This window comes from Nocardia africana NBRC 100379, assembly GCF_001612635.1.
Lineage (GTDB): Bacteria > Actinomycetota > Actinomycetes > Mycobacteriales > Mycobacteriaceae > Nocardia > Nocardia africana.
The window spans coordinates 94,648-118,512 of record NZ_BDAV01000012.1 but is presented as its reverse complement, the minus strand read 5'-3'; the positions used below and the strand labels follow the sequence as shown (position 1 = coordinate 118,512).

At 65.5% G+C, this 23,865-nt stretch carries 20 protein-coding genes and 2 pseudogenes; 13 read left to right on the top strand and 9 right to left on the bottom strand.

Annotation, left to right across the window (positions count from 1 at the left end; translation table 11 throughout):
- The first annotated feature begins 76 nt into the window (after nucleotides 1-76).
- The 4 genes from NA3_RS21830 to NA3_RS21815 all read left to right on the top strand — a co-directional run bounded on the left by NA3_RS21830 (nucleotide 77) and on the right by NA3_RS21815 (nucleotide 4,632).
- On the top strand, nucleotides 77-1,456 hold the full coding sequence (locus NA3_RS21830) for a styrene monooxygenase/indole monooxygenase family protein (RefSeq protein ID WP_062965500.1): 1,380 nt from the start codon (nucleotides 77-79) through the stop codon (nucleotides 1,454-1,456).
- 213 nt (nucleotides 1,457-1,669) lie between these two features.
- On the top strand, nucleotides 1,670-2,788 hold the full coding sequence (sfnG, locus tag NA3_RS21825; RefSeq protein WP_062965710.1) for a dimethylsulfone monooxygenase SfnG: 1,119 nt from the start codon (nucleotides 1,670-1,672) through the stop codon (nucleotides 2,786-2,788).
- Nucleotides 2,785-4,074: an SfnB family sulfur acquisition oxidoreductase gene (locus tag NA3_RS21820; protein ID WP_062965499.1), complete on the top strand. Its 1,290-nt coding sequence runs from the start codon at nucleotides 2,785-2,787 to the stop codon at nucleotides 4,072-4,074. Before sfnG ends, NA3_RS21820 begins: the two co-directional genes overlap by 4 nt.
- Nucleotides 4,075-4,107: 33 nt before the next feature.
- Nucleotides 4,108-4,632, top strand: a complete 525-nt coding sequence (locus NA3_RS21815) for a flavin reductase family protein (RefSeq protein WP_062965498.1) — start codon at nucleotides 4,108-4,110, stop codon at nucleotides 4,630-4,632.
- Here the strand turns inward: NA3_RS21815 and NA3_RS21810 are convergent.
- Both NA3_RS21810 and NA3_RS21805 read right to left on the bottom strand, forming a co-directional pair.
- Nucleotides 4,615-5,286 carry a hypothetical protein gene (locus tag NA3_RS21810; RefSeq protein WP_147287703.1) on the bottom strand — a complete coding sequence of 224 codons (672 nt, stop codon included), beginning with the start codon at nucleotides 5,284-5,286 and terminating at the stop codon, nucleotides 4,615-4,617. The genes NA3_RS21815 and NA3_RS21810 overlap by 18 nt on opposite strands.
- A 109-nt stretch (nucleotides 5,287-5,395) precedes the next feature.
- On the bottom strand, nucleotides 5,396-6,016 hold the full coding sequence (locus tag NA3_RS21805) for a DUF8020 domain-containing protein (RefSeq protein ID WP_062965496.1): 621 nt from the start codon (nucleotides 6,014-6,016) through the stop codon (nucleotides 5,396-5,398).
- Between the two features lie 124 nt (nucleotides 6,017-6,140).
- On the opposite strand from NA3_RS21805, the gene NA3_RS21800 reads away from it, so the two are divergent.
- Nucleotides 6,141-6,998: an LppU/SCO3897 family protein gene (locus NA3_RS21800; protein ID WP_157126588.1), complete on the top strand. Its 858-nt coding sequence runs from the start codon at nucleotides 6,141-6,143 to the stop codon at nucleotides 6,996-6,998.
- Here NA3_RS21800 and NA3_RS21795 read toward each other — a convergent pair.
- Nucleotides 6,992-7,849: an SDR family oxidoreductase gene (locus NA3_RS21795; protein WP_062965494.1), complete on the bottom strand. Its 858-nt coding sequence runs from the start codon at nucleotides 7,847-7,849 to the stop codon at nucleotides 6,992-6,994. The two genes, NA3_RS21800 and NA3_RS21795, sit on opposite strands and share 7 nt — an antisense overlap.
- A gap of 161 nt (nucleotides 7,850-8,010) precedes the next feature.
- On the opposite strand from NA3_RS21795, the gene NA3_RS21790 reads away from it, so the two are divergent.
- Genes NA3_RS21790 through NA3_RS21775 form a run of 4 tightly spaced genes read left to right on the top strand, consistent with a single transcriptional unit; the run spans nucleotide 8,011 to nucleotide 11,052 of the window.
- Nucleotides 8,011-8,538: a DUF3558 domain-containing protein gene (locus NA3_RS21790; RefSeq protein WP_062965493.1), complete on the top strand. Its 528-nt coding sequence runs from the start codon at nucleotides 8,011-8,013 to the stop codon at nucleotides 8,536-8,538.
- A 27-nt stretch (nucleotides 8,539-8,565) separates the two neighbouring features.
- The gene (locus NA3_RS21785) at nucleotides 8,566-8,946 is read left to right on the top strand and encodes a hypothetical protein (protein ID WP_128145042.1); all 381 of its coding nucleotides are present in this window, start codon (nucleotides 8,566-8,568) and stop codon (nucleotides 8,944-8,946) included.
- A 5-nt stretch (nucleotides 8,947-8,951) separates the two neighbouring features.
- On the top strand, nucleotides 8,952-10,250 hold the full coding sequence (locus tag NA3_RS21780) for a hypothetical protein (protein WP_062965491.1): 1,299 nt from the start codon (nucleotides 8,952-8,954) through the stop codon (nucleotides 10,248-10,250).
- A 28-nt stretch (nucleotides 10,251-10,278) separates the two neighbouring features.
- Complete coding sequence (locus NA3_RS21775; RefSeq protein ID WP_062965490.1) at nucleotides 10,279-11,052, top strand: ESX secretion-associated protein EspG; 774 nt, start codon at nucleotides 10,279-10,281, stop codon at nucleotides 11,050-11,052.
- Between the two features lie 365 nt (nucleotides 11,053-11,417).
- Here NA3_RS21775 and NA3_RS21770 read toward each other — a convergent pair whose 3' ends face one another.
- Entirely contained in the window at nucleotides 11,418-11,990 is a 573-nt protein-coding gene (locus NA3_RS21770) for a hypothetical protein (protein WP_128145043.1), read from the bottom strand.
- A gap of 258 nt (nucleotides 11,991-12,248) precedes the next feature.
- Between NA3_RS21770 and NA3_RS38735 the strand changes: the two are divergent.
- Together NA3_RS38735 and NA3_RS39310 are read left to right on the top strand one after the other, a co-directional pair.
- Nucleotides 12,249-12,542, top strand: a pseudogene (locus NA3_RS38735) (Scr1 family TA system antitoxin-like transcriptional regulator); the annotation flags it as partial.
- A gap of 100 nt (nucleotides 12,543-12,642) precedes the next feature.
- Nucleotides 12,643-12,867, top strand: a pseudogene (locus tag NA3_RS39310) (hypothetical protein); the annotation flags it as partial.
- Nucleotides 12,868-13,263: 396 nt separating this feature from the next.
- Here the strand turns inward: NA3_RS39310 and NA3_RS37060 are convergent.
- The 3 genes from NA3_RS37060 to NA3_RS21750 are packed head-to-tail and all read right to left on the bottom strand — an operon-like array spanning nucleotide 13,264 to nucleotide 18,876.
- The gene (locus tag NA3_RS37060) at nucleotides 13,264-13,719 is read right to left on the bottom strand and encodes a hypothetical protein (protein ID WP_128145045.1); all 456 of its coding nucleotides are present in this window, start codon (nucleotides 13,717-13,719) and stop codon (nucleotides 13,264-13,266) included.
- Nucleotides 13,720-13,723: 4 nt separating this feature from the next.
- The gene (locus NA3_RS21755; protein WP_062965486.1) at nucleotides 13,724-18,553 is read right to left on the bottom strand and encodes a DUF6531 domain-containing protein; all 4,830 of its coding nucleotides are present in this window, start codon (nucleotides 18,551-18,553) and stop codon (nucleotides 13,724-13,726) included.
- A complete protein-coding gene (locus tag NA3_RS21750) occupies nucleotides 18,550-18,876 on the bottom strand; it encodes a type VII secretion target (RefSeq protein ID WP_062965485.1) in 327 nt (108 codons plus the stop codon). The genes NA3_RS21755 and NA3_RS21750 overlap by 4 nt, the downstream gene beginning before the upstream one ends.
- A 361-nt stretch (nucleotides 18,877-19,237) precedes the next feature.
- Here NA3_RS21750 and NA3_RS21745 point away from each other — a divergent pair, with 361 nt between their 5' ends.
- Both NA3_RS21745 and NA3_RS21740 read left to right on the top strand, forming a co-directional pair.
- On the top strand, nucleotides 19,238-19,489 hold the full coding sequence (locus tag NA3_RS21745) for a toxin HicA (protein WP_062965484.1): 252 nt from the start codon (nucleotides 19,238-19,240) through the stop codon (nucleotides 19,487-19,489).
- Nucleotides 19,486-19,806, top strand: coding sequence for a type II toxin-antitoxin system HicB family antitoxin (locus NA3_RS21740; RefSeq protein ID WP_308189574.1), 321 nt, complete (start codon nucleotides 19,486-19,488; stop codon nucleotides 19,804-19,806). The genes NA3_RS21745 and NA3_RS21740 overlap by 4 nt, the downstream gene beginning before the upstream one ends.
- Before the next feature lie 38 nt (nucleotides 19,807-19,844).
- On the opposite strand, the gene NA3_RS21735 is transcribed toward NA3_RS21740, so the two are convergent.
- Together NA3_RS21735 and NA3_RS21730 are read right to left on the bottom strand one after the other, a co-directional pair.
- Nucleotides 19,845-21,059 (bottom strand): arylsulfotransferase family protein, encoded by a 1,215-nt coding sequence (locus NA3_RS21735; protein ID WP_062965483.1) that lies wholly within the window; start codon nucleotides 21,057-21,059, stop codon nucleotides 19,845-19,847.
- Between the two features lie 89 nt (nucleotides 21,060-21,148).
- A complete protein-coding gene (locus NA3_RS21730; RefSeq protein ID WP_062965708.1) occupies nucleotides 21,149-23,851 on the bottom strand; it encodes a fumarate reductase/succinate dehydrogenase flavoprotein subunit in 2,703 nt (900 codons plus the stop codon).
- Between the last annotated feature and the right edge of the window lie 14 nt (nucleotides 23,852-23,865).

The following is a 23,865-nucleotide window of genomic DNA, read 5'->3' as shown; positions in this document are numbered from 1 at the left end:
ACCGGCGGTGCGCATACATCGATTCCCGGTGATTGCAACTGTCAACGAAAGCCGCTGGCAAGCGCAGTATTTCGTTATGACGAACCAGAATTCGAAACGCACCGCCGCCATCGTCGGCGCCGGCATCGCCGGTGTCACCGCCGCTCTCGGACTGCAGCAAGCCGGGTTCGACGTCACGGTCTACAGCGACCGCGACCAACGCGGTCTGCGTGACGACATCCCCGCCACCGGAACCGCGCTCATCTTCGGCGAGGCCCAGGCCGCCGAAACCGCTCTCGGACTCGACACCTACGTGAATCGGGCCCCGCAGCACACCGGACTCAGTGTGCGGATCGCGGGACCGGGGCCGGAACGGCCCGAATTGATCGGATTCGACGGCGATTTCGACGGGTTCGTCGGCATCGCGGTCGACACTCGGCTCAAGGTCGACGAGCGGCTGACCGCGTTCGTCGAGGCCGGTGGGCGCTTCGTGGTCGAGAAGGTGACCCCCGAGAGCCTCGACACCATCGCCGCCGCGCACGACCTGGTGCTGGTCGCGACCGGTAAGGCCGGTTTGGCGGAACTGTTCCCGATCGACACCGAACGCACCGTCTACGATGCGCCGCAGCGCAGCCTGCTCACCGTCACCGTGACCGGATTGGGTTACGACCCCGAGGTTTTCGCGCACCGCAGCACGTCCGGCGGACAGCACAGCGGATTCTCCATCTTCGCCGAGCAGGGCGAGGCGTGGTGGGGTCCGTATCTGCACAAGGACGCCGGGCCGAGCTGGGCGTTCCTGGGCTGGGCGCGGCCGGGCAGCGAATGGGAGAGCCGGTTCGCCGCCGCCGATTCCGCCGAGTCGGCGCATCGCATCGTGACCGAGCTCTACCGGGATTACATCGACTGGGATCTGCCGGAAGTGCTGGCTACCAAGGTGATTGCCGAAGATCCGCACTCCTGGCTCAAGGGTGCGGTTCGGCCGGTCGTTCGTCACGGTGTCGGCCGCACGGCGGGCGGGCACGTCGTGGCGGCGCTCGGTGACACCGCGGTCGCCTACGACCCGATCGCCGGGCAGGGCGCGCAGAGCGGCCTCATTCAGGCGCAGCGGCTCGTCGCGGCCGCCTCCGCGCACGAGGGCCCCTTCGACGCCGAGTGGATCGAGGAACAGTACACCGCGTTCCTGCTGGCCCGCTCCGATGCCGCCGCCAAGGTGACCCGCCTGTTCCTCGGCGACCCGGAACTGGCCGAGATCGGCAACCGGTTCTTCGCCGCCGCGGCCGTCGACCAGCGCGTCGCCTCGGTGCTGGTGAGCACGCTGCACAAACCGCAGCCGCTGCTGCAGATCAACTCGCTCGCCGACGCCGACGCCCTGCTCGAGCAGATCACGGGTGAGGGCGCCGACGAGCTGGTGGCGCGATTCCAGCCCGCGGGCCGGTTCGAACGCTCGCGCTACGGCTCGGCGGTCGCGTCGGCCTAACGGCGGGCCGTCGATCGGAGCAGCGCCGCTGATCCGATCCTGAGGATTCAAACCCTCGTCCCCGCGGGTCGGCGGTGTTGAAGTGGAGGTGCGCCGGGTGCACGGTTGCCGCATTCGGCGCACCGACCACGGTCGCAGTCAACATGATTCGCGCACCGAACAGCCCGGCCGTCGGCGCGACCGGGCGCGGATGTCCCAATCACAGGAGTGTCGATGACCACGGAGAAGATCGCCGAGCAGACCCGGTTCGCCTACTGGGTGCCCAATGTCAGCGGCGGGCTGGTGACCAGCACGATCGATCAGCGCACCGGCTGGGATTTCGAATACAACAAGAAGCTGGCGCGCACGGCCGAGAACAACGGCTTCGACTACGCCCTCTCGCAGGTGCGCTACACCGCCTCCTACGGTGCGGAATACCAGCACGAGTCGACGTCGTTCAGTCTGGCGCTACTGGGCGCCACCGAGCGGCTGAAGGTGATCGCGGCCGTGCACCCGGGGCTGTGGCATCCGGCGGTCCTGGCGAAATTCGGGGTCACCGCCGACCATCTGTCCGGCGGACGCTTCGCGATCAATGTCGTATCCGGTTGGTTCGGCGGGGAGTTCACCGCGCTCGGGGAGCCGTGGCTCGAGCACGATGAGCGGTACCGGCGCAGCGCCGAATTCCTCGAGGTCATCCGCAAGCTGTGGACCGAGGACGAGGTGAACTACGCCGGCGACTTCTACCGGATTCGCGACCTCACCCTCAAGCCCAAGCCGCTCAACACTCCGGAGCGGCCGAATCCCGAACTCTTCCAGGGCGGGAACTCGACCGCCGCGCGGCGCAACGGTGGCCGCTACGCCGACTGGTACTTCTCCAACGGCAAGGATTTCGACGGCGTCACCGAACAGATCGAGGACGTCCGGGCGGTCGCGCGCGAGCACAACCGTGAGGTCAAGTTCGGCCTGAACGGATTCATCATCGCTCGCGACACCGAGGCCGAGGCCCGCGACACCCTGCGCGAGATCATCGAGAAGGCCAACCGGCCCGCCGTGGAGGGTTTCCGCGACGCGGTGCAGCAGGCGGGCGCTTCCACGCGGGACGGCAAGGGTATGTGGGCCGATTCCACCTACGAGGACCTGGTCCAGTACAACGACGGCTTCCGCACCCAGCTGATCGGCACTCCCGAGCAGATCGCCGAGCGAATCGTCGCCTACCGCGACCTCGGGGTCGACCTCATCCTCGCCGGCTTCCTGCACTTCCAGGAGGAGATCGAGTACTTCGGCGCCAAGGTGCTGCCGCTGGTCCGGGAATTGGAGGCCCAGCGCGAACCCGAATTGGCGGCGAGTCGATGACTGCCGTCGCCGCTGCGCGGATCACCTCCGCCGCCCAGGCGCACGAGACCGCGGCACGCTTGGCGGCGCAGTTCGCGGTCGACGCGGCCCGGCGCGACCGCGACCGCGAATTGCCGTATCGGGAATTGGACCAGCTCTCGGCCAGTGGGCTGCTGGCCGTCACCGTGCCGGCCGAATTCGGTGGTGCGGATCTGGCGCCCGCGCAGGTGGCGGAGGTGTTCCGGCTGCTGGCGGCGGCGGACCCGAATATCGCGCAGATTCCGCACAGTCATTTCGTCTATCTGAACCTGTTGCGGCTGGCCGGAACTCGGGCGCAGCGGGAACGCTATTTCGGACGCGTGCTCGCCGGCGCGCGGATCGCGAACGCGCAATCCGAACGCAGCAGCGCGACGATCGCCGACATCGGCACCACACTGCGTCCTTCGGATGGTGAATTCCGGAGTCCTTCGGACGGGGGGTTCCGAAGTCCTTCGGACGGGGGGTTCCGGATCGACGGCACCAAGTTCTACTGTACGGGTTCGCTTTTCGCGGATCTGCTGGCCGTGCTGACCCGGCTGGACGATCCCGGCGGGCGCAGCGGTCTGGATCCCGGCGAGTACATCGCCTTCCTGCCCGCCGACACCGCGGGCGTGACGATCGTCGACGACTGGAACGGAATCGGTCAGCGCACCACGGGCAGCGGGACGGTGACGTTCGATGCGGTGCGGGTCACGGCCGACCAGCTGATCCCGCGGGCCGCGGCGGTGCGCGCCCCCACCGGTTACGGGGCCTTCGCGCAATTGCTGCACGTCGCGATCGATGTGGGCATCGCCCGCGGGGCGCTGGACGCGGCCGCGGAGTTCGTGCGCACCAAGAGCCGCCCGTGGTTCGAGGCCGGGGTCGACAGCGCGAGTGAGGATCCACTGGTGATCCAGCGCATCGGCGAATTGGCGGTCACCGTCGCCGCCGCCGAGGCGACCTTCGAGGTGGCCGGGCGGACGGTGGATCACGTTGTCGCACAGACGAACAGCGGTGACCTCGACACCGAGACGGCCGGCGCGCTCGCGGCCGAGGCGTCGATCGCGGTAGCCACCGCCAAGATCACCTCCGACCGGGCCGCGAACGACGTGTCCGCAGCCCTGTTCGAGGTGAGCGGAACTCGCAGTGCGGCAGCCGATCTCGACCTGGACCGGTTCTGGCGCAATGCCCGCACGCATACGTTGCACGATCCGGTGCGGTGGAAGTACCAGCACATCGGGCGCGCGGTGCTCAACGGCACCGCGCCCCCGTTGCACGGCGTCATCTGATTCGACGACCGCCGAGTCGAGAAGTGGGTAACCATGTCTGATCTGATCGAAATACCCTCCGACAGCGCCGGTTTGCGTCGCGCCTTCGCGCATTTTCCGAGCGGTGTGGTCGCGGTCTGCGCGGAATTCGACGACGTGCCGGCCGGTCTGGTGGTGAGCACCTTCGTACCCGTATCCCTGGATCCGCCGCTGGTGTCGTTCTGCGTGCAGAACAGTTCGACCACCTGGCCCAAGCTGGTCGGCGCCCAGCGCTTGGGTCTGAGCCTGCTCAGCGCCCACCAGGACGAGGCGGCGCAGCGGATGAGCAGCCGCAACGGAGACCGGTTCGGCGATGTCGAGTTGCATCGGGGAGAAGGCGGGTCCATCTTCGTCGGCGGCGCGGCGGCCTGGCTGGAGGGCACGGTGCACACTCAGGTGTCGGCCGGCGACCATCAGGTCGTCCTGGTGCGGATCACGCGCCTGGCGACGCGCTCGCAGCACGAACCGCTGGTCTTCCACGGCAGCCGTTTCCGCCGGCTGCATCCCGGCGCCGATCCGGCCTCAGCCGAGGTCGCGTAACCCGTCCGGTCCCGGCCGCGAGGGCCGGAAACACAGCCGCCGCCGTGGTCCGGGATCGGGAGCCGTGTGATCGAGCACCGAGGAGGCGAGGCCGCGCGCTCGCATTCCCGCGCGGTCCATGTCCTGGCTCAGCGCGTCCAGATGAATCAGCGTGTGCCGCAGCAGGATCGGACCGATATCGGCCGGTTCGGCGCATGCGTCGTGATAGGCGCGCACCGCTCGCGGGTCCTCGGTGAGCGCGGCGATGCCGCCCAGACGCACCCGTTGCGTCAATCCGGTCCAGATCCGCTCGTCCTCCGGGCTGCGCAGATCCCGCCAGCCCCCGCGGTAATCGAGGTCGCGGATGATCGCATCGGCCGGTTTGCCGGTCCGGGTCTCACCGACGACCGCCCAGAGCGCCAGCAGCCAACTCAGGGCCCAGAGAACGGTATCCGGCTCGCGGCGGTAGAGCGTGTGCAGATCCGACCACGCCTCGTACTGGGTGAGCAGATTGGCCCAGTCGAAGACCAGCGTCTCGACCTCGCGCAGCAGCGGAGCGGGCAGGTCCTCGTCCGAGGGCCGCACGATCTCGACCGCGCGCCCGGAAACCGGATCGCGCAGTTCGACCATATCGGTCTCGCCTGTGGCGACCCATCTATACGGTTCCCCGGCCATCCTTCGGATTGAGCCACGAATTCGCCGGGGGTGCAAGCAGAATGCCCGTGATGTCCGGAAAACCGGTGTCGCGGCGCGGCGCGGTCCGCCCCGCGACACCGGCGAGGGATCAGGGCTGTCCGCTGACGACCGCGTTGACGGCGTCCAGGAACGGCTGACCGCCCATCGCGTATCCGCCCGCGATGGCGCCGACCACCATGCCGATCGGCCCGGTGATGATGCTGAAGAAGCCCATTCCGAGGACGGCGCCGATCAGGCCGCCGATCACGCCACCGGCCACCAGGCCGACGACGTTCTGATTGATTTCGTTGGTGAGCCGCGCCATCGAATTGATCGGCTGCATCTCGCCGATCTCGGTGGCGGTGGCCTTGGGCTCGAGCACGACCTTGTGCCCGTCGTCGCTGATGTGTTGCGCGACATGGACTGTGCTGCCGGCCATCCGGTACGTCAGCGGCACCGTGACGAGGTCGGTGCCGTTGTCGGACTTCAGGGCGACAGCCGTCGCGTCCCTGTTGACCTCGAACCGCCCGTGCTCGACGACGGTGGTCAGAACCCGCGAGAAGTCGCTGAGTACAGCGTGATACGTGACTCCGCGGTCGGTTCCGGAGGTGGTGATCTCTTTGGCGGCGGCCGGTGGTGCGGCCGGGGGACTGGCGTTCACGGTTCCCGCGGTGATCCCGACCGTGGCCACCGCCAGGATCGAGGTTGCGGCGAACGTGCCGAACTTCATTCAGGATTCCTTCTCACGAGACTTCCGGCCGAACGGTCCGGACGGAAGCTGACAATAACGCGTCGAACGCTAATTGCCAGACTTGGTAATTCCGGAACCCGAACGGCGGCATTGTTGCGCGATTGTGATCAAGGAATTTAGTGAAAAAGAAACCTTTTTATTTTCGATGCGTCGGGCCCCGCCGCCGCCTCGACGCGAACGTTCGGATGGTGTATGCATTTGCGAGGTCTGCAAATTCGCAAGTGTTCTTCGATCATCGTTCGGGGTGGTTCGAAGTGTTACCGCTCTGGAGGACGAGTACGTGTCGCGCCGACGTGTTCAAGCCGGTGTCACCCTGACGGGCTTCGTGATTGCCGCCGCGTTGTCGGCGGCATGTCTGATCGCCGCCGCGCTGTCGTTCACCGCCGGACGGCACGATTCGGACGAAACCCGAGCCGCGGCAGCGGTGTCGTCCACGACGACGGTCGCGCCCGTGGCCGCCGAGACGCCCGCCCAGCCGACCGCCACCGGCGTCACCTCCTCGGTGTCGGATGAGCCCTTGGTGCTGAACAAGGGTGCCGATCAGAAACACGAGGGCGAGACCGTGGCCGTCGGCGATTGTGTGGCCGCGGTCGTCGCCAAGCCCGACGCGGGCGCTCCGGTGCAGAAAACCGCTTGCGCGAGTACGGATTCGCGCTACAAGGTCACCGCGAAGGCGGTCGCGGGCGCCCACTGCCCGGCCGACGCCGACCGCTCGGTGGCCGAGACGCTGCCCGGCGGCGCCACCGACACCCTCTGCCTCGACTTCAACTGGGTCACCGGCGCGTGCATGAATATCGCCGACGGCAGCCCCGCTCCCGTCGACTGTGCCACCGCCGTGCCGGGCCGGGTACGCGTGGTGGAGATCAAGAACGGCACCACCGACGTCAACAGCTGCTCCGCCGGTGATCGCGGATTCGTCTACAACGAAAGGCGTTTCGTGGTCTGCGTGACGCACTACTGAATGCCGCGCGCCGGCGCCGGCAGCAGTTTGCTGAACTCGCGGTTGGCAAATCGCGCCACCAGCTCGTACGGCCACGCGAACTTGCGGGCGAACCAGTAGCCGACGCGGATGTCGGGCGAGGTGTGCACCAGGAAGCGGTTGTGCCGGATGCCGGCCATGATCCGGTCGGCGACCTTCTCCGGTGAAACCGCGTGCCCCTCGAACAGTTTCACCATCCGCCGCACCCGCGGATCGTCGCGATCCACACCGACGATCTGCACGGTGCCGACCAGCGGCGTGCGTACCGCCCCCGGCACCACCAGGCTCACGCCGATGTCGTGGCGCTCCAAGTCGAATCGCAGCACCTCCGACACTCCCCGCAGCCCGAACTTCGCGGCACTGTAGGCCGCATGCCACGGCAGGGCGAGCAGCCCCGCGGCCGAGGAGACGTTGACCAGATGTCCGCCGCGCCCGGCCGCCACCATCGGCGGCACGAAGTTCTCGATGATGTGGATCGGGCCCATCAGATTCACATCGACCATCGACTTCCAGTGCCGGTGCTCGAGGTTCTCGACGGTGCCCCAGGTGGCGATGCCGGCGATGTTCATGACCACGTCGAGGCTGCCGTACTCCTCGTGCACCCGCTTCGCCCACGCGGTCACCGCCTCGTAATCGGAGACATCGAGCACCTGCGTCTCCAGCACCTCGCCGCCGCCGGCGCTGATCCGCTCCGCCGTCTGGGCCAGGCCCTCGGCGTCGATATCGGTCAGCACCAGCCGCATCCCGGCCCCGGCGGCAGCGGCCGCGGTCGCCCGGCCGATCCCGCTGGCCGCGCCGGTGATCAGGCACTTCCGGCCGGTCAGATCTTTCATCGTGGTCTCCCCTTATTTACGAACACTGATGTTCACAATAGAGGTTTTCCGGCGCGACGCCAGGCACCCTAGGGGGGCGTCTCGACCACCCCGTCCGGTTGAACCGGTTTGATAAAGTCGGCTGACCAGGTGGAAGCATGATCAACCGAAGGGGGCGGACGGTGGCTGCTCGCCGACTCGCGATAGTCCTGCTGGCGGCAGTCGTGCCGGTTCTGGCCGCGTGCAACAACGGGGGTGACGGGGGTAACGGTTCCACGACCAGCGCCGCGGCGGCGAAGTTGTGGGATCCTTGTACGCAGATTCCGGATGATGCGTTGCAGAAGGCGGGGGTGGATCCGGCATCCAAAGAGAGCGGGATCGCGGGGGTGCATCAGAGCGGGTGGGAGATCTGTAACTGGAAGGGGAAGCGGTACACCGTCAACGTGCTCTCGGGTAAGCGCTCCTTGCAGGAGATACAGAACAAAGAGGGCAACGTCGACTTTCAAGATGTGGTACTCGCTGGACGCAAGGGACAGCAATACCGGGTCGAGGGTGCGTCCAAGAACGACACCTGCGACGCTGTTTTCGCTGCTCACCAGGGAATCGTCGAGATTGTGATCACCAACAGTCTCATCGTCGACAATCCCGGCGATCCGTGCGCCACCCTGCACAACGTCGGCGAAGTGCTCGTCCCACTGCTGCCGGAGTAAGTGTCGAGCCAGAAGGGGAGGACAGACATGGCCGGTGAAGTAGAGACTTGGAAGAAGTTTGCCGAGCAAGCGCGCGGGGGCGAACTGTGTCTGGACAACGAAGCCGTTGCTCGTGAGTGCCTCGCGGCGTGCGACACACGGCTTGCAGAGCTTCAAAGCCTGTTCAACGTTGCGCAACTGACTCAGCGGGTCTCCGGCTTCGGCGACTTCGACATGGGCCACGCCCTCGAAGGCGGCTACCTGAAACAAGCCACCGGAGAACCGAATTCGATCGACCAGGTCATCAAGGACCACATGGAAACCGTCAAGAACATGCGCGAGGTGATGGCGCAGTCCATCAAGCACCTCACCGGCCAGGACGTCGCCGCCGCCGGACAGATCGCAGCCACCGACCCGGCGGGCAGGTAGTCGTCATGAGTTTTCTGCCGGAGGGGTTCGGCTCGTTCGTCGGTGAGGTTCTCACGAACTGGACGCAGGGGCGCGATCCCTCGCATATCCAGAATCCGTACGAATTGCAGGGCAAGTTCAACACCACGCGCGACGGCGTTCGAAACGACGCGCGCGCAATAGGTTTCGAGGGCGATTTCCGGACGCCGTCGGTGCAGACCACCGACAACTTCGAACGGCACGACCTCGCCACCCTGCGCGAGAAGGTCGACAAGATCGACCTGGAGGCGGTCAACAATCTCAAGGATGCCTGGAACAAGATCGGCACCCAGGAAACCAGTTCGTTGACGACGTTCCAGCAGGCAATGAGCAAGGCCACCAACGAGGGCGTCTGGCGCGGCCAGTCGCGCAATGCCGCGGCGAAGGCGGTGACGGACTACACCTCGCAGGCGTCCAAGGTCGCCAAAGCCGCTGCGCTGACCAGTAACAAGCTGGCGGAGCTGGCGACGGGCCTGGCACCGACGAAATCGCTGGTGCCGTACGTGCCGGACCACCGGTCCGGAGTCAGCAACGCGGTGAATCTTGTTGTGGGCAAGGGCTGGCGAGACGATGTCACGGCGTACAACAATGCGTATACCGAGGCCAAACGCGTGTTGACCACGGTCTACGCTCCGGTCGTCCACGAAAGCGATACCGGCGTCCCGGTCATTCCGAAACCGAACACGCAGGATCCGGCCGGGCCGGGCGACCAGCCGCCGCCGTCCTCGTGGCGCCCGGGCGGCAACGGTCCCGACCCATCGGGCCCCGGCGGCACGCACGACACGAATCAGCCGAAGCCGGGTGACCAGAATCAGAACGGCCAGGGGTCGAATTCGCAAACATCGCAACCGAATCCGTCCGGGAACGGCCGAACGGACGGTTCGCAGAACGCCGGCGATCAGGCCCGTACCGATCCCTCGTCGGCGACAACGCCTTCCGGTCTCGACCCGAGTTCGCTCGGCTCCTCGGGTTCGTCCCTGCCGGGCGGCAGTGGTCTCGGCGGTGGCCTCGGTGGAACCAACGGGCCCAACGGACACGGCAGCAGCGTGCCCGGGGGAGTTCAGCCCGGCGCTCTGGCAGGGGCCGGTGGACGCGCGGCGGCGTCGGCGGCCCGGGCGGGCGCCAGCGGTATGCCCGGCATGGGCGGCGCCGGACGCGGTAAGGGCGACAAGGAAGAAGAGCGCACCAAGAGCGTCGCCGACTATCTGATCAACCAGGAGAACGGTGACGAGTTGACCGGTATCCCGGATCTTCCGAAGACCGTTCCTCCGGTCATCGGGGAGTAGCGGCGGTCGTGGGCAGGAGTGCGGGGCGATGAGTGGCAGAAAATGGCGGTTCGATGCGGCCGAATTCCGTGTGCTGTGGGACGCGACGGGGCGCGATGTGCTGCCGTACCCGCTGGCACACCGGTTCACCGCCGAGCCGACCCTGGAGGATGTGAACCGGACGCGGCAGCGTATTGCGCAGGTCCTGCTGCCGCAATTGGACGAGGATCTCGACCGCGCGGTCCGAGTGCTGTTCGACCCCGAGGTCCGGATCGAGATCGCGGGATTCCGCGGGCGCGGCCGTGAACACCGGATCCGCGTCCACGCCGCCGTGCGGGATCGCCACGGCGTGATCGCGGTGCAGGAACCGGGACCGGAGGATACGGTCGGCGGAACGGTACACCTCTCCCTTCTCGAATCCGATCGGGTCGCCGCCGCGGTGATCGCGGAATTGCCCGAATGTGCTGAGGGACAAGGCAAGCCGCTGAACATTCCGGTCGAAGACCTGGAAGCTTCCGCAACCCATGTCCGCGACCCGTGGGCCGTCGGCCCGAAGGAACAACTCGCGCGCTTCCTGAAACGCCCGACCACCGCGAACTTCCACATCGCGGCCTATCCGTGGGGCAGTCCCGATAACCGGCATACGCAGGGCCGCAAGGATTTTCAGATCACAGATTTCCTGGACGACGGCCGGTACGCGATATTCGGCGACCGCATCCTGCGCATCAAGCCGACCGATTCCAGGCGGATGGCGGCACAGGTGCGCGACATGATCACCCGCACCACCGCGGAGGTGCGCGACGGAGTGCATCCACGGCCCTGAGCTGGGGTGTCTCATTCGTCGAGCCATTGTTCGATGCCATCGAGAGTGGTTGCTGGATAGAGTATTTGGCCGTCTTCCGCATCAAGCAGCGTCAGACGGCACGGTCATCGTTACATTCCTCAAGTCGATCAGTCGAATGTACGAGTAGCCCTGGAAACTTTCTTCCAGTCCAGGATACGAGGGAGTAGTCGCCTTCGGCGTTCAGCAGTTCAGCTTGCGTATTCATCGACACCTGTTCCTTAGTTCGGGTGGAACTCAGAAATGGATTTCTCGATCTCCACGAGTTCGGGCTGATGGGTCGCAAAAATGACGATTTCCATTCAGGCCCTGTGCTGTTGAGGGAAATATTGGGACAGAGGTGCAGCTTAAAGCCCCGACGCTGATTGCTTTGAAGCGGGGATATGGTAACTGGCAGATAAATTGGGATCGAAGATCACAACGATCGAGTCGGGCAAGTATGACACTTTCCCGTCGATCTCTTGGCCTAGAGAAGCTGTCACAGAGGGGCTGGAGTGAAAATCGAAACGATATGACCAGACAGCATCCGGGCAGCCTATATTCGGTGTATGCCACACCGGCTGTATGGAGTCGATGGTGTCCCCCAGGTGCGCGCTCCATGCATCGAATCGGGACACGTCGATGAGTTGTTCGGCTTCCGACTGCGGCGGTAACTCGTTCGTGATCGAGAGGTCGAGACCCTCGTTCAAGCCGTCCATGGTCCAGGTGAGGGAAATGGCATCACCACTGCTGAGTACCAAGTGCAACGACATATCGACTTCGTGCACTGGACCGGCCCAGCGGGAATCGGGCACGTCCGTTCCTGCGAGACAGCTGTAGTAGATGTCAGTCAATGGATGGTTCGATGATCTTCGAACTACTCGGGCGAGGTGGTCGGCAATAATGCCGGCGGAGCTCCACGGGAGAGCAGAATCAGTCACGTCAGTACCTTCCGAAGTATTGGAAATTTCCGTTCGCATCGAATGTAATACCAAGGTCTCTGCCGCCTCGAGGAGTGCCATGTGGTCCGCATCAGCACGGCACAGTTCCGCGATCTCCTGGACTTCTATGGGGCGGACGCGGAGACGAAAGACGAAGTGCTGGGGCGGCTTCAAGAAATTTGGTCGGCGAAGGGGCAAACGTCCAGCGGGTGGTGGCGTGCGTACGCGGATGTGGTGAATCCGCATTTCGACCACTTCATGAGCCTCGAGCAGGCATGCTCGCGGCTGACAGCCTTCACCCTTACACTGCTGCCCGGATTGCTTCAAACACCCGCGTATCGCCGAGCGGTGGTGGCGGTGAACGATCCGGATATGGCAGTAGTCGATGTGGAACGGCGACTGGAGCTGACGGCGCGAAGGCAACGGCGTCTCACCGACGATCCCGGCTTCTCAGTGGAGGTTTTGCTGTCCGAGGCGGCGTTGCGGCACCAAGTTGGCGGTCAGGCGAGTATGGCCAGACAACTCCGTCATCTGATGGAGATCGGGTCTCTGCCGAACGTCTGCGTTCGAGCGGTCCCGTTCGGCGTCGAAATGCACCCGGGAGTAGAGCACTTACAGCCAGGGGGGCGGCGACTGCGTAGAGGTCGCCTACCTCGACGAGTACACCGTCGGGGTACGCGACTCCAAGAACCGAACCGGCCCAACCTCCTCTTCACCCCCACCGAATGGGACACCTTCACCACCGCCCTCGACGGGAGATTCGACAACCCAACCACCTGACGAGTCGGAACCGCATCGCTTCGAGAGCTTCTGGGGTTCTACCGCGCGATTACATAGTCGCAGCACGGCCCACGTAATAGTGCGAGGTGGCCGATAGGCCAGTAGCCGAACTACTTCGAGAAGTACTCTCCTGCAGTGGCAATCGCGAAGCGGACCAACTCGACATTCGCTTGCCCGTGAATGCTCACATACAGGTCTCCGCGCGAGTCATCTGGCTCGCTGACAACCACAATCGGAGACGTCTCACCCTCTTCCTGGAATTGCAGTTCGTCGCACTCGTCTCTGACGTTCGAGATGGACGTAACGGATATTCTGCGCCCGTTGACGACTCTTGAAGTCAGCATGAGTCTCTCCTATGGATAATCGTCCGGTGGGGTGAGTCGGTATTCCGTATGAGCCATATGGCGTATTCGCATCGAAGGGTTCTACGTCACTGGTTCATATCGGCATCGATATCTAAGACTGCGGCATTCCCAAAGTTGCAGGTTAGGTTTCAGTCTGCGGAAGAAAGACTGCGGTGGAACGCCGATGCGACGAGCCGCTTGTCTATCCCTTCGAATCCCATCGATTCGATCGGTATTGCAACCGTGCTTATCGAATGCTCAGCCGAGTTCTTGGCTGCGGAAATGCACTTAGCGAGTATATCGCTCAGTTTAGATTCTTCCGGTACGGGATGGCTACCTTTGAAATATGGAGCATAGCTCGGCGTCGCCACGATCAAGGCTGGTGCGACGTCGCCAGATTTGTTGACGAGAACCTGAGCCCGTTCGGTATCTGCGCGCCCACCGTACCGGTCGTGTGCAAACACTCCTGGAAGTATCAACGCGTCGCAATTTTGGGTTGCTTCGGGCATGGTCCCTACGCGAAATTCCACGTTGTCCAGGTTGCGCAGTGCGGATCGCGCCTCTGCTAACGCATTCTCGCAAGGTGCGAAAATGATGAATTTCAATTCTTTATCCTCCTGTCAAACCGTGAGGTAATATCCTAGGCCTTCCGAGTCGTGACAAAATTTCGGACGGTAGGGCAATTCCCTCGCCGACTCCAGAATCGGCGAGATGTTCAATGAAGGCGCTATCAGGGATCAGATGGGCATCAATCGTCGTTCGCACGATGGTGTACGGGCCCTCGTGCGGGAATGCCTTGTACATGCCGCGAGCATACGCATTTGCGCCCTCTTCTGAAAAGGCGAAGTACTTCGTTTCTATCCCGAGAGGGTTGGAAAACCGTCTGTTGGTCTTGATGTCCTGTAGTTCTTTGTCCAACACTGCCCGGTACAGATGTATCTGCTTGTTCTTGCACCGCAACCCGAGGGGATCCAACCAAGTGAGAGGGTTGTGAGGATAAGCCATCGGGTTCGCGGACGGTTCAAGACCCAGTGGATCCGGCGCCGTGTAGCGTCCTGCCTCTGCGTCGTAATACCGGTGGTAGTTGTAATGTTCGCCGGTTTCGTGGTCGTAAAGCTGTCCGGGGAAACGAAGCAACGTCTGGACAGTGCCGCGCCAAGTTGTACGGCCCCAGAGATCGGCGGTAGCTATGCCCGCCGTCTCCATGGCTACGGGGTCGATGAGCTCGACAGGCGAGCCTACGAGGTCGGTGGCGATTGCGCAAAGTCCGCTACGGGCGGGATCTCGATGAGACTGTGCCAGAGGGGTCCACGTCCCGGTGTGATGCGTCCAGGATGTAGTGACGCCACGTCGCTCCTGCGGCCCGACCCACGTCTGTTCGATCAAATACGTTGAGTCCCAAATATAATGAATGCTTTCGGCGGACCGATCGCCACCTGTAGTCTGCCGCAGTTTCGACGATCTACGACCCAGCGCGTCATACGTGTACCTCCACCACTCCTTCCCCGGCGTATACACATCCGTCAGCTGATCGAACCCGTTGTACCGGAAGTGCCAGATGTCCGGCTTACGCGATAGCCGCGTCACTTCCTTCCGGGTCAGCCGCCCAGCCGCATCGTAGAAATATCGCGTCCGTCCGTTGCGGATCAGCAGGTTGTTGCGGTACTCGCGCCGGCCGTCCGGGGTCTGTCCTGGGACTGGCGTGGATGAGTCGGGGGCGTGGTTGGTGGGGAGGGGTGCGGGGGTGGTCGGGGGTGGGAGGGTGCTGGTGATGTTGGAGAGGGCGTCGTAGGTGTAATGCTCTGTGGGCCGGCCGTTGTCGGTGATGGTGGTGATTCGGCCGGCGGGGTCGAGGGCGTAGGTGCGGTGTTGGGGAGTTGCGCCCTGGCGGTGGGTGGTTTGGGTGGTGAGGTAGCCGTCGGGGCGCCAGGTGTAGTCGTCGCGGCGGATCAGGTGACCCGGATTCGGGACGGGAGGAGTGCCCGAGCCAAGTGTGCTCCCGGGGTAGGGGACGGATGCGTCACCCGGGCGGTGACCAGGCATCGGTCCACCGGTCAGGTGTTGGCCGGGTATCGGCGCACTATTGGGGTGTTGGGCGGGCATCGGCAAACCACTGGCGTGTTGACCCGGTATCGGCGTATCACCGGGGCGTTGGCCAGGGATTGCCCCGGGATACTGCCCACCGGTCGGATCTGTAGTCAGAGCTCCCGCCGACCCGGGGACATGCGGCGCCCGCGCCGAAACCTGGCGGCTCAGCACCTGGCCCACCGGTGAGAGCGTTTGCTCCACCACCAGATTCCCCAAAGTCCATCCCGTCGGGCGGCCCAGCGCGTCGTGCGAGAAGGTCGCACGATGTCCGTCGATGGTCATCGAGGTGACGCGACCGGCGGGGTCGTATCCCCAGCCGGCCACCGCCCCGGTGGGGGTGCGGCGGGAGGTGCGGCGGCCGTGCGCGTCGTGGTCGAACAGCATCGGCGGGCGGTCGTCGACGCGTTGGGAGACGAGGTTGCCCGCGGAGTCGTAGGCGAATTCGACGGTGTGGGTGCGGTCGTGGCCGACGCCGGAGATCGCCGTGCGGAGGCGGCCTACCTCGTCGTAGGTGTAGAGCTGGTATTCGCCTGTGTCACAGCGGATTTGGGTGAGGCGGCCGAGAATGTCGTGGGTGTGATAGCGGCGGACGCCGTTGGGGGTGGTGACGACCGCCAGGCTGCCGTCCGGGTTGTGTTCGTAGGCGGTGGTGGCGCCGTTGTAGTCGGTTTCGGCGGCAAGTCGTCCAGCGCGGTCGTAGCTGTAGGTCCACGAGTCGCCGAGGGGGTTGGTGACCGTGGTGAGCCGGCGTTCGGTGTCCCAGCTGTAGAGAGTGCTGGTGCCGTCGGGGTCCGTGCGGTAGGTGAGCAGGTCGAAGGCGCCGTACTTGTGGAAGGTGACGTTGCCGGCGCGGTCGGTGTGGGTGCGGAGGTTGCCTTCGCCGTCCCATGTCCACGATTCGGAATATCCGTCTGGATCGATGCGGCGCAGCGGTTTGCCCTCGGGCGACCATTCGTGGCGGGTGATGCCGCCGAGCGCATCCGTGACGGCGACGGGACGCCCGAAGTGGTCACGTTCGATATGGGTGACCACGCCGTACGGATCGGTGACGGCTATCGGAAGCCCGGCGGCGTCCACTTCGAAAGTCGTTGTCGCGCCGGTCGACTCGGTGACAGCGGTGACCGCGCCGGTGGGTGAGTGGTCGAATGCGGTGCGCCGTCCGGCGTTGTCGACGGTGGCGGCCACGTTGCCGTGCGCGTCCCATTCCTGCCGTCGGGTGGAGCCGTCGGCGTCGGTGATCACAGTGGGCCGATTCCGTGCCGCGTAGCCGATGGTGATCGACTTCTCGTCCGGCCGAACGATTTTCGCCACATCACCGTCGGGCGTGTAGGTGTAGTACGTGATGCCGCCGTTGGGGGCGATGACGCGCAGCGGCTTGCGGTCCGGGGTGTAGTCGGTGTGGATCCGTCCGCCGAGCGGATCGATCACATCACGCAGCTTGTGGTCCGGATCGAAGTCGTAGATCGTGGCCGCGCCGGTGGAATCGGTGACCGTCGTTCGGGTCCCGCTGCCATCCGGATAGGTGAAGTAGTCGAAATCGGCGTCGAGGATGCCGTCGGTGCCGCGCTGGCGGACGACGCGACCGGCCGGATCGTAGGTGTTGGTGAGGGAGTTGCCGTTGGAATCGGTCCACGACGTCATCCGGTGCTCGGAGTCGTAGGTGTAGGTCGTGGTCGCACCGACCCCGTTGGTGACACCTACCAGCGCACCCGCTTCATAGCTGAAAGTCCTTACGCTAGTGACCGTTTCGCTGTCGTCGTGGCGGCCGGCCACCGACAGCCCGGTGACCCGCCCCGCCTCGGTCTCGACCCGCACCCGGTACCCACCCGAATGCGAGATCTCGACCGGGGACCCGTCGCTGTCGTAGTGGAATCGGACCAGGTTGTGGTGACGGTCGATGATCGCACCGATCGCGTAGTTGCCCAACCGTACGTCGAGACCGTCGAGTGCGGCTTCGGGTTCGAAGCACCAGCTCAGCTCGCGGTCCGGATCGGTGACGCGGTAGCCGCCGGTTTCGGTGCGCACCAGCGGCCACCGCAATTCACCGTTCAGCGGCAGGACCGGACTGCCGGGTTCGGTGTGCGGGTAGGCGAGCATGATGCCGTCGTCACCGATGAAGGTGACGGTCGCGGACTCGACTACGATCCGGATGTCCATCGTCGCCGACCACGACGGCCCGAACCAGCGGCCGAACCGGTAGTCGGATCGATGCCTGCGCCCCAGCACCAGCGGCAGCACACCCGGGAGCTCGAGGTCCGTTTCCGGCAGCAGGAATTCGCCCGTCGCGCCGTCGACCGGGTCACCACAACCGGTGACCTGTTTCTCGGTGCGCGAGTTCTCCGGTCCGGATTCCGCGGCATGCGTGCCGCTGCCGTGATCCTTGTCCGCCTGCTGGTGTGGATCGTTCCTCGGTTTACCGGTCGAACCGTCGTCCGGCTCGCCCGAGCCGTTGTGTGAGGTGCTGTGGGTATCGGCGCCGTCGTCGTGCGGTGTGCCGTGTTCGCCCGGCGAATCCGGCTTGTGCGAACTCGGATGCGTGCCGGCCGGCGACGTGGCGTGCGGCTTGGCACCGTCGATATGCGTGCCGCCGCGTCCCCGCTTCAGCGCCTTCATGATGTCTTCCCATGCGCCCTTCAGCTTGCGCAGCAGGGGCGTGAGCTTCTTGAAGGTGGAGGCGAGCTTGCGGAACAGCTTGGCGATCGTGGTCAGTACTTTCGCCACGAACGTGGTTGCCTGCGCGGCCACCAACGGGGTGGCCACGCCCAGCGTGCACACCTCTTCGGCCGCCCATGCGGCCAGCCGGCCCACGGCCTGAGCGATGAGGTCGCGCACGGTCTGGCGGACGAATGCGACCACGCCCCCGGCCATCGCGATCGCCGACGATGCCGCCGACGCCGCGTTCGATGCCGCGGTCAGCAGTGAATTCGTCTCGGCCGCATGGGTTCGGTACGCATCCCCGGCGCTGCCGATCCAGTCCGCCACGTCCTGATCGACGGACTTCTTGTGATCATCGGCGACCTGCTTGATGTGGGTGGAGACGTTCTCCCAGGTCTTGGCGTACGCCTGCACCGTATCCGGATCGCCGGCCACCCAGTCCAGCGCTTCCCGCAGCGGTTCGACGTGCTCCATCAGGAACCCGACGCCGTAGGAGGCGAGGGTGCCGAGCGGATCGACCGCCAGGGACACGGCCTCCATGCCGGCACCGAGTACGGCGAGCCCACCGTCGACCCATGATCCGGAGGAGATCGCATCGTGCACGTCGGCAACCGATTCGGCGATTCCTATGCCGGTGTACGACTTCGTGGAATCCTCCCGCCGGGCGATCAGCGGGTTGTCGGCCTCGGTCGTCACCAGGTGGCCTCGGGCCGCACCGAACCCAGGTCGCTCGCATTCGCCGAATCGGTGCTCTGCAGCGAGGTCGCGACCCGTTCGAGCGTGCCGGCATCGCCGTTCAGCGCGTCGGCGGCGGTTTTGATCGCCTCCAGCCCGTCGTCTTCGACCGTGTCGACGAACAGCGGTGGCAGGAACGAACACAACTTCCCGAACGCATCCGTCGGCACCGACACCGCCTGCCCGGACTGCAACGCCACGCTCAGCGAAGCACCCACGCCCTGAATGGTTTTCGCGTGCGTGCGGATCTTGTCGGGATCGACGTGGACCTGGTTACCGCTCATCGGCCCGCCCCGACCGGTATGTGGTAGCTACAGAATGCGTTCACGTCGCCACCCCGCCCCCTTCGTCCGACCTGCGCATCCCTGTCGAGCAGGGGCGCACAGATCGAATATAACGAATAGCCGTGGACCGGGACCGCCAGCGCGGCTCTCCAGCCGCCGCGACAAGGCGCCGACCTCCAGTAGTGCTCAGGCGGGCTGCGCCACGCCCGGGGCTGGGTTGCTACCGCGAAAAGCGGCCTCCGCATTCGAGACCAGGGTGCGGGGACCGCTTGCGGTTCGCCTCCGAGCAACCCCTCGAAACGGGTCCGCAGGTTACGAAACGACACACTGAAGTGATATCGTATGCGATATCGTCCATCGCATGACGACCGAGGAGAAGATCGACAAGCTGGTGCAGAGGATGGCTGCCAACCCATCCGACGTTCGTTTCGCCGATCTACTCACGGTGTGCGAACACCATTTCGGTAGTTACCGGCAGCGTGGAAGCCACTACGTGTTTTCGATGCCGTGGCCGGGAGACCCGCGCGTCAACGTCCAGCGCGGTGGCGCGAAGGCAAAGCCGTATCAGGTCAGACAGGTGCTGGCCGCGATCGCGAAGAAGGAGGCATCGTGAACCACTACTCGTATCGCGTGATGTGGTCTCCCGAGGATGGGGAGTGGGCCGGTACCTGTCTCGAATTCCCGTCTCTGTCACATCTGGATAGCGATCCGCTCGACGCACTACGGGGCATCGCCGACCTGGTGGAATTCGCTGTAGCTGACCTGGAGGCCAAGGGCGAGCCGGTGCCGGTGCCGTTGGCCGATCGCACGTACAGCGGCCAGTTCCTGGTCCGCACATCCGCCGATATGCACCGGCGATTGACCATCGAGGCCACTGAGCGTGGGATCAGTGTCAACAAATGGGTGAACGAGAAGCTGGCCAGTGCATGAGAACTCCGCGGACATGAGCCTGCGGGTTCGGGCCGAGCTCACTTCGGCGTCGGGGCCCACTCGGCGGGGAAGGCGCGATAGGTTCCGAGCGGTAGGCGGGCGTCGTAGACCATCTCGCCCGTCGGCGCGAATTCCGAGATGTGCGGTGCCATGCCCCAGCCGACCAGGGTGTTGCCGTTGGGCAGCGGCTGGGCGTCGCCCATGGCGAAGGCGGTCAGGCCGTCGGGGTGGGTTTGGTTGCGTACCAACGTGGCTCGATGGTTGTCGCGGTCCAAGTGGATCCACTGCACACTCGACACACCCAGGGTTTCGAAGCCGCTGGAGTTGTTGTTGAACAGGCGCAGGGTGCTGGGGTCGGCGAATTCCGCGTCGTGCTGGAAGGCGAATTCGACGCCGGGGCCGAGGTCGAAGGTCGAGTGCAATCCGCCGAGTTGCCAGTTGATCGCACCGGTGTGGATGTCGACGTCGTAGACGGTGGAGGTGTCGCGCATCGAGATCACCAGGTTGCCGTCGGTGTCCAGCGCGATCGAATTCATGTGGTACGGGTCGTAGGTGTCGCTACCGGGAAGTTTGCCGGGAGTGGTGGTGTCGGTGAGCGGGACGTGCTCGGCGGCGCTCCAGCGCGACAACACTCGCTTGGTCGCCACATCGATGACCGTGGCGACGGTGTCGTACATCTTCCCGTTCTTCGGGCCACCGATCGCGGACAGGTCCGCCTCCACCTCCTGGTACGACGTGATCAGCGCCCGGCCGTCGGGAGTCAGGCGGAATTCGTGCACATCACTGGGAGTGCCTCCGGCATCGAGGGTTTCGATGACGGTGCCGTGTTCGTCGGCGATGTAGTCGGCACCCGAACCGTGCCCGCCGACGGTGCCGCCCTGCCACCACGTCAGCACCCGCTTGCCCTGATAGGTCTGGGTGCGGAAATTGGAGACGTCCTGTCCGGCGGGCGGGGTGTAGCGCCACACTTCGTGCCCCGCCTTGTCCACCACGATGTTCGCCGGCGCGGTCGCCGGAACCGCCGACAGCGCCTTACCCGCTCCGGGAACCAGTGCCGCCGCGCTGACACCGTTGCTGTAGTAGATATAGCCGGGCGTGGCGGCGGAGGTGTTCACATCCACCGTGTATTCCGGCGCGCCGATCGGGAAAGTCGGCAGCGGAGCAGCGCTCGCCGTGAACGCCGCCCCGGCCCCGGCCGAAGTCACGACCAACGTCGCGGCGGCGCGCCGAAGATTCCTCGCGATCCGGGTCATCAGTGTTCCTCAGCTGAATCGATCGACAGTTGCGCAGAGCGTAGACCCGATGTCCGCCGAGATGATGAAGGCGCCCCCGCACTCGCCGCTCACGCCGCCTCCAAGGTGCGGCGGGCGTAGGCGCGGACGTCGGCGTCGGTGTCGGCGAGTACGACCTGCAGGACGGCTCGGACGGCCGCATGGTCGGGCCAGTGCGAGAGCGTCAGGACGGCGGCCTTGCGGACGTCCGGATGCGGGTCCGTCAGGGTGGATTCCAGCGCCTCGGCCGCGGCTCGAGGGCCCAGCCCGGCCCAGCCGCGGGCACCGCCCTCGCGTACCTGCCATGCCGAATCCTTCAGCGCCGCAACCAGAATCGCCGCGTCGGAAGAATCGCCCAGCCGTGCCAGGGCGGCGAGGGCGGCGGCGCGGACCAGGGGATCGCGGTCACCGACCAGGGCGCGGATCGTGTCGGCGCCGCCCGCGCCGACCTCGGCCAGACCGCGGGCGACTGCCACCCGGACCTCACGGTTCTCGTCGAATGCGGCGGCGGTGAGTGCCGACCAGTCGTCGAGGGAGACCAGTGCGCGCACACCTTCGATGCGCACGCGGTGGTCGCTGTCCACCACGGCCTTGCCGAACAGCGCGGCCGAGCCGCGGCGTTGCGCGCGCAGCAGGTCCACGACAGCGGCTCGCACCAGTGGGTCGGGCGATTCGGCGTGCGCGGTCAATTGCTCTGCGGGCGGGAGGATTTCGATCAGCTCACGCAGGCCCGAGACGGCGGCCGCGCGCACCGCGGCGTCGTGGTCGCCCAGGGCGGCGATCAGGGGGGCGGCGAAGCCGTCGGGAGTGCCCTCGGTCAGCACCGACAGGGCCGTGGCTCGCACCCGTGGGTCGGTGTCGTCGAGGTAGTTCCGGAGTTCGGCGACCGTCGGGCCGTCCAGGCCGAGCAGAATCGCGATTCTGGGTGCGGCGGAGTCGTCCGCGGGAGCGGGGATCGTGATGCCCGGCCGGGGTGCGTCGCCGGTCGCCGCGCCTGCCGTCCGGGGCGGGCCGGCGATCAGTTCCGGCTGCGCCACCGCGACCGGCTCGAGCTCGGCACGCGGCAGATCCTCCCATTCCGGCACCGGCACGAAATACGGTGCGACCGGGCGCTTCAGGAATTCCATCTCGCCGTCGGCGCCCTTGCGCAGGTTCAGGTGGTAGCGCCAGTCCTCGTCGTTGCGTTCGGGCAGGTCGGCGCGGTCATGGTACAGACCCCACCGCGATTCGGTGCGGGTCAGCGAGGACCGGGCCGCCATCTCGGCGCAGTCGCGGATGAAGTCGACCTCGGCGCACCGCATGAGTTGATGCGGAGTGTCGGCACCCATCTCGGCGATCTCCTGCCGCATCCGCTCGAAGGTCTCCACCGCGAGCGACAGTTTGGTCTGCGTCTTCGGCGGCGCGACATAGTCGTTGACGAAACGACGCAACTTGTACTCGACCTGCTGCTGCGGCGGGCCGTCGGGATGGCGCAGCGGGCGGTAGATCAGTTCGTGCGCAGCGGCCAGCTGATCGTCCGGAAGATTCTGGGGCGCGGCGACGTCCGCAAGAGTCGAGGACGCGTGTTCGCCCGCCAGATCACCGTAGACGAACGCTCCGATCATGTAGTTGTGCGGAACGCACGCCAGATCGCCCGCCGCATAGAGTCCCGGGACCGTGGTGCGCGCATGTTCGTCGACCCAGACACCGGACGCGGAATGGCCACTGCACAGGCCGATTTCGGAAATGTGCATCTCGATGTCGTGGGTGCGGTAGTCGTGGCCGCGGTTGGCGTGGAAGGTGCCGCGAGTAGGCCGCTCGGTGGTGTGCAGAATGCCCTCGAGCGCGTCGAGCGTCTCTTCGGGCAGATGCGAGACCTTCAGATAGATGGGGCCGCGCGCGGACTCGATCTCCCGCTTCACCTCCGCCATCATCTGCCCGGACCAGTAGTCCGAGTCGACGAAACGCTCACCGGCGGCGTTCACCTGATATCCGCCGAACGGGTTCGCGACATAGGCGCAGGCCGGTCCGTTGTAGTCCTTGATCAGCGGATTGATCTGGAAGCATTCGATGCCCGACAGCTCCGCGCCGGCGTGATACGCCATCGCGTATCCGTCGCCGGCGTTGGTCGGATTCTCGTAGGTGCCGTACAGATAGCCCGACGCCGGCAGCCCCAGTCGCCCGCACGGGCCGGTCGCCAGGATCACCGCCTTCGCGCCGACCGCCACGAACTCCCCGGTCCGGGTGTTGAGCGCGGCCGCACCGACCGCGCGACCGCCGTCGGTGAGCACCCGCACCGGCATGAGCCGGTTCTCGATCCGGATCCGTTCGCGCATCTTGCGCTGGCGCAGAACGCGATAGAGCGCCTTCTTGACGTCCTTGCCCTCGGGCATCGGCAGCACATAGGAACCCGAGCGGTGGACGCGGCGCACCGCGTACTCGCCGTAGGCGTCCTTCTCGAATTTCACGCCGTAGCGCTCCAGGCGCTGCACCATGGCGAAACCGCGGGTCGCGGTCTGATACACCGTGCGCTGGTCGACGATTCCGTCGTTGGCGCGAGTGATCTCGGCGACGTAGTCCTCCGGCTCCGCCTTACCGGGAATGACCGCGTTGTTCACCCCGTCCATACCCATGGCCAGGGCGCCGGAGTGGCGCACGTGCGCCTTCTCCAGCAGCAGAACGTTCGCGCCGTTCTCGGCGGCGGTGAGCGCGGCCATGGTGCCGGCGGTTCCGCCGCCGATCACCAGCACATCGCAGTCCAGGCGCACGGTGTCGGACAGTTCGGGGATCTTCATCAGCACACTCCAGA

What these genes read in the sequence shown, in the direction of transcription:
- NA3_RS21795 (WP_062965494.1), bottom strand. Translation starts at nt 7,849, where the DNA reads ATGAAAGATCTGACCGGCCGGAAGTGCCTGATCACCGGCGCGGCCAGC.
- NA3_RS21805 (WP_062965496.1), bottom strand. Translation starts at nt 6,016, where the DNA reads ATGAAGTTCGGCACGTTCGCCGCAACCTCGATCCTGGCGGTGGCCACG.
- NA3_RS21735 (WP_062965483.1), bottom strand. Translation starts at nt 21,059, where the DNA reads ATGACCCGGATCGCGAGGAATCTTCGGCGCGCCGCCGCGACGTTGGTC.
- NA3_RS21730 (WP_062965708.1), bottom strand. Translation starts at nt 23,851, where the DNA reads ATGAAGATCCCCGAACTGTCCGACACCGTGCGCCTGGACTGCGATGTG.
- NA3_RS21750 (WP_062965485.1), bottom strand. Translation starts at nt 18,876, where the DNA reads ATGAGCGGTAACCAGGTCCACGTCGATCCCGACAAGATCCGCACGCAC.
- NA3_RS21815 (WP_062965498.1), top strand. Translation starts at nt 4,108, where the DNA reads ATGTCTGATCTGATCGAAATACCCTCCGACAGCGCCGGTTTGCGTCGC.
- NA3_RS21780 (WP_062965491.1), top strand. Translation starts at nt 8,952, where the DNA reads ATGAGTTTTCTGCCGGAGGGGTTCGGCTCGTTCGTCGGTGAGGTTCTC.
- NA3_RS21810 (WP_147287703.1), bottom strand. Translation starts at nt 5,286, where the DNA reads ATGGCCGGGGAACCGTATAGATGGGTCGCCACAGGCGAGACCGATATG.
- sfnG (WP_062965710.1), top strand. Translation starts at nt 1,670, where the DNA reads ATGACCACGGAGAAGATCGCCGAGCAGACCCGGTTCGCCTACTGGGTG.
- NA3_RS21745 (WP_062965484.1), top strand. Translation starts at nt 19,238, where the DNA reads ATGACGACCGAGGAGAAGATCGACAAGCTGGTGCAGAGGATGGCTGCC.
- NA3_RS21775 (WP_062965490.1), top strand. Translation starts at nt 10,279, where the DNA reads ATGAGTGGCAGAAAATGGCGGTTCGATGCGGCCGAATTCCGTGTGCTG.
- NA3_RS21785 (WP_128145042.1), top strand. Translation starts at nt 8,566, where the DNA reads ATGGCCGGTGAAGTAGAGACTTGGAAGAAGTTTGCCGAGCAAGCGCGC.
- NA3_RS21820 (WP_062965499.1), top strand. Translation starts at nt 2,785, where the DNA reads ATGACTGCCGTCGCCGCTGCGCGGATCACCTCCGCCGCCCAGGCGCAC.
- NA3_RS21830 (WP_062965500.1), top strand. Translation starts at nt 77, where the DNA reads ATGACGAACCAGAATTCGAAACGCACCGCCGCCATCGTCGGCGCCGGC.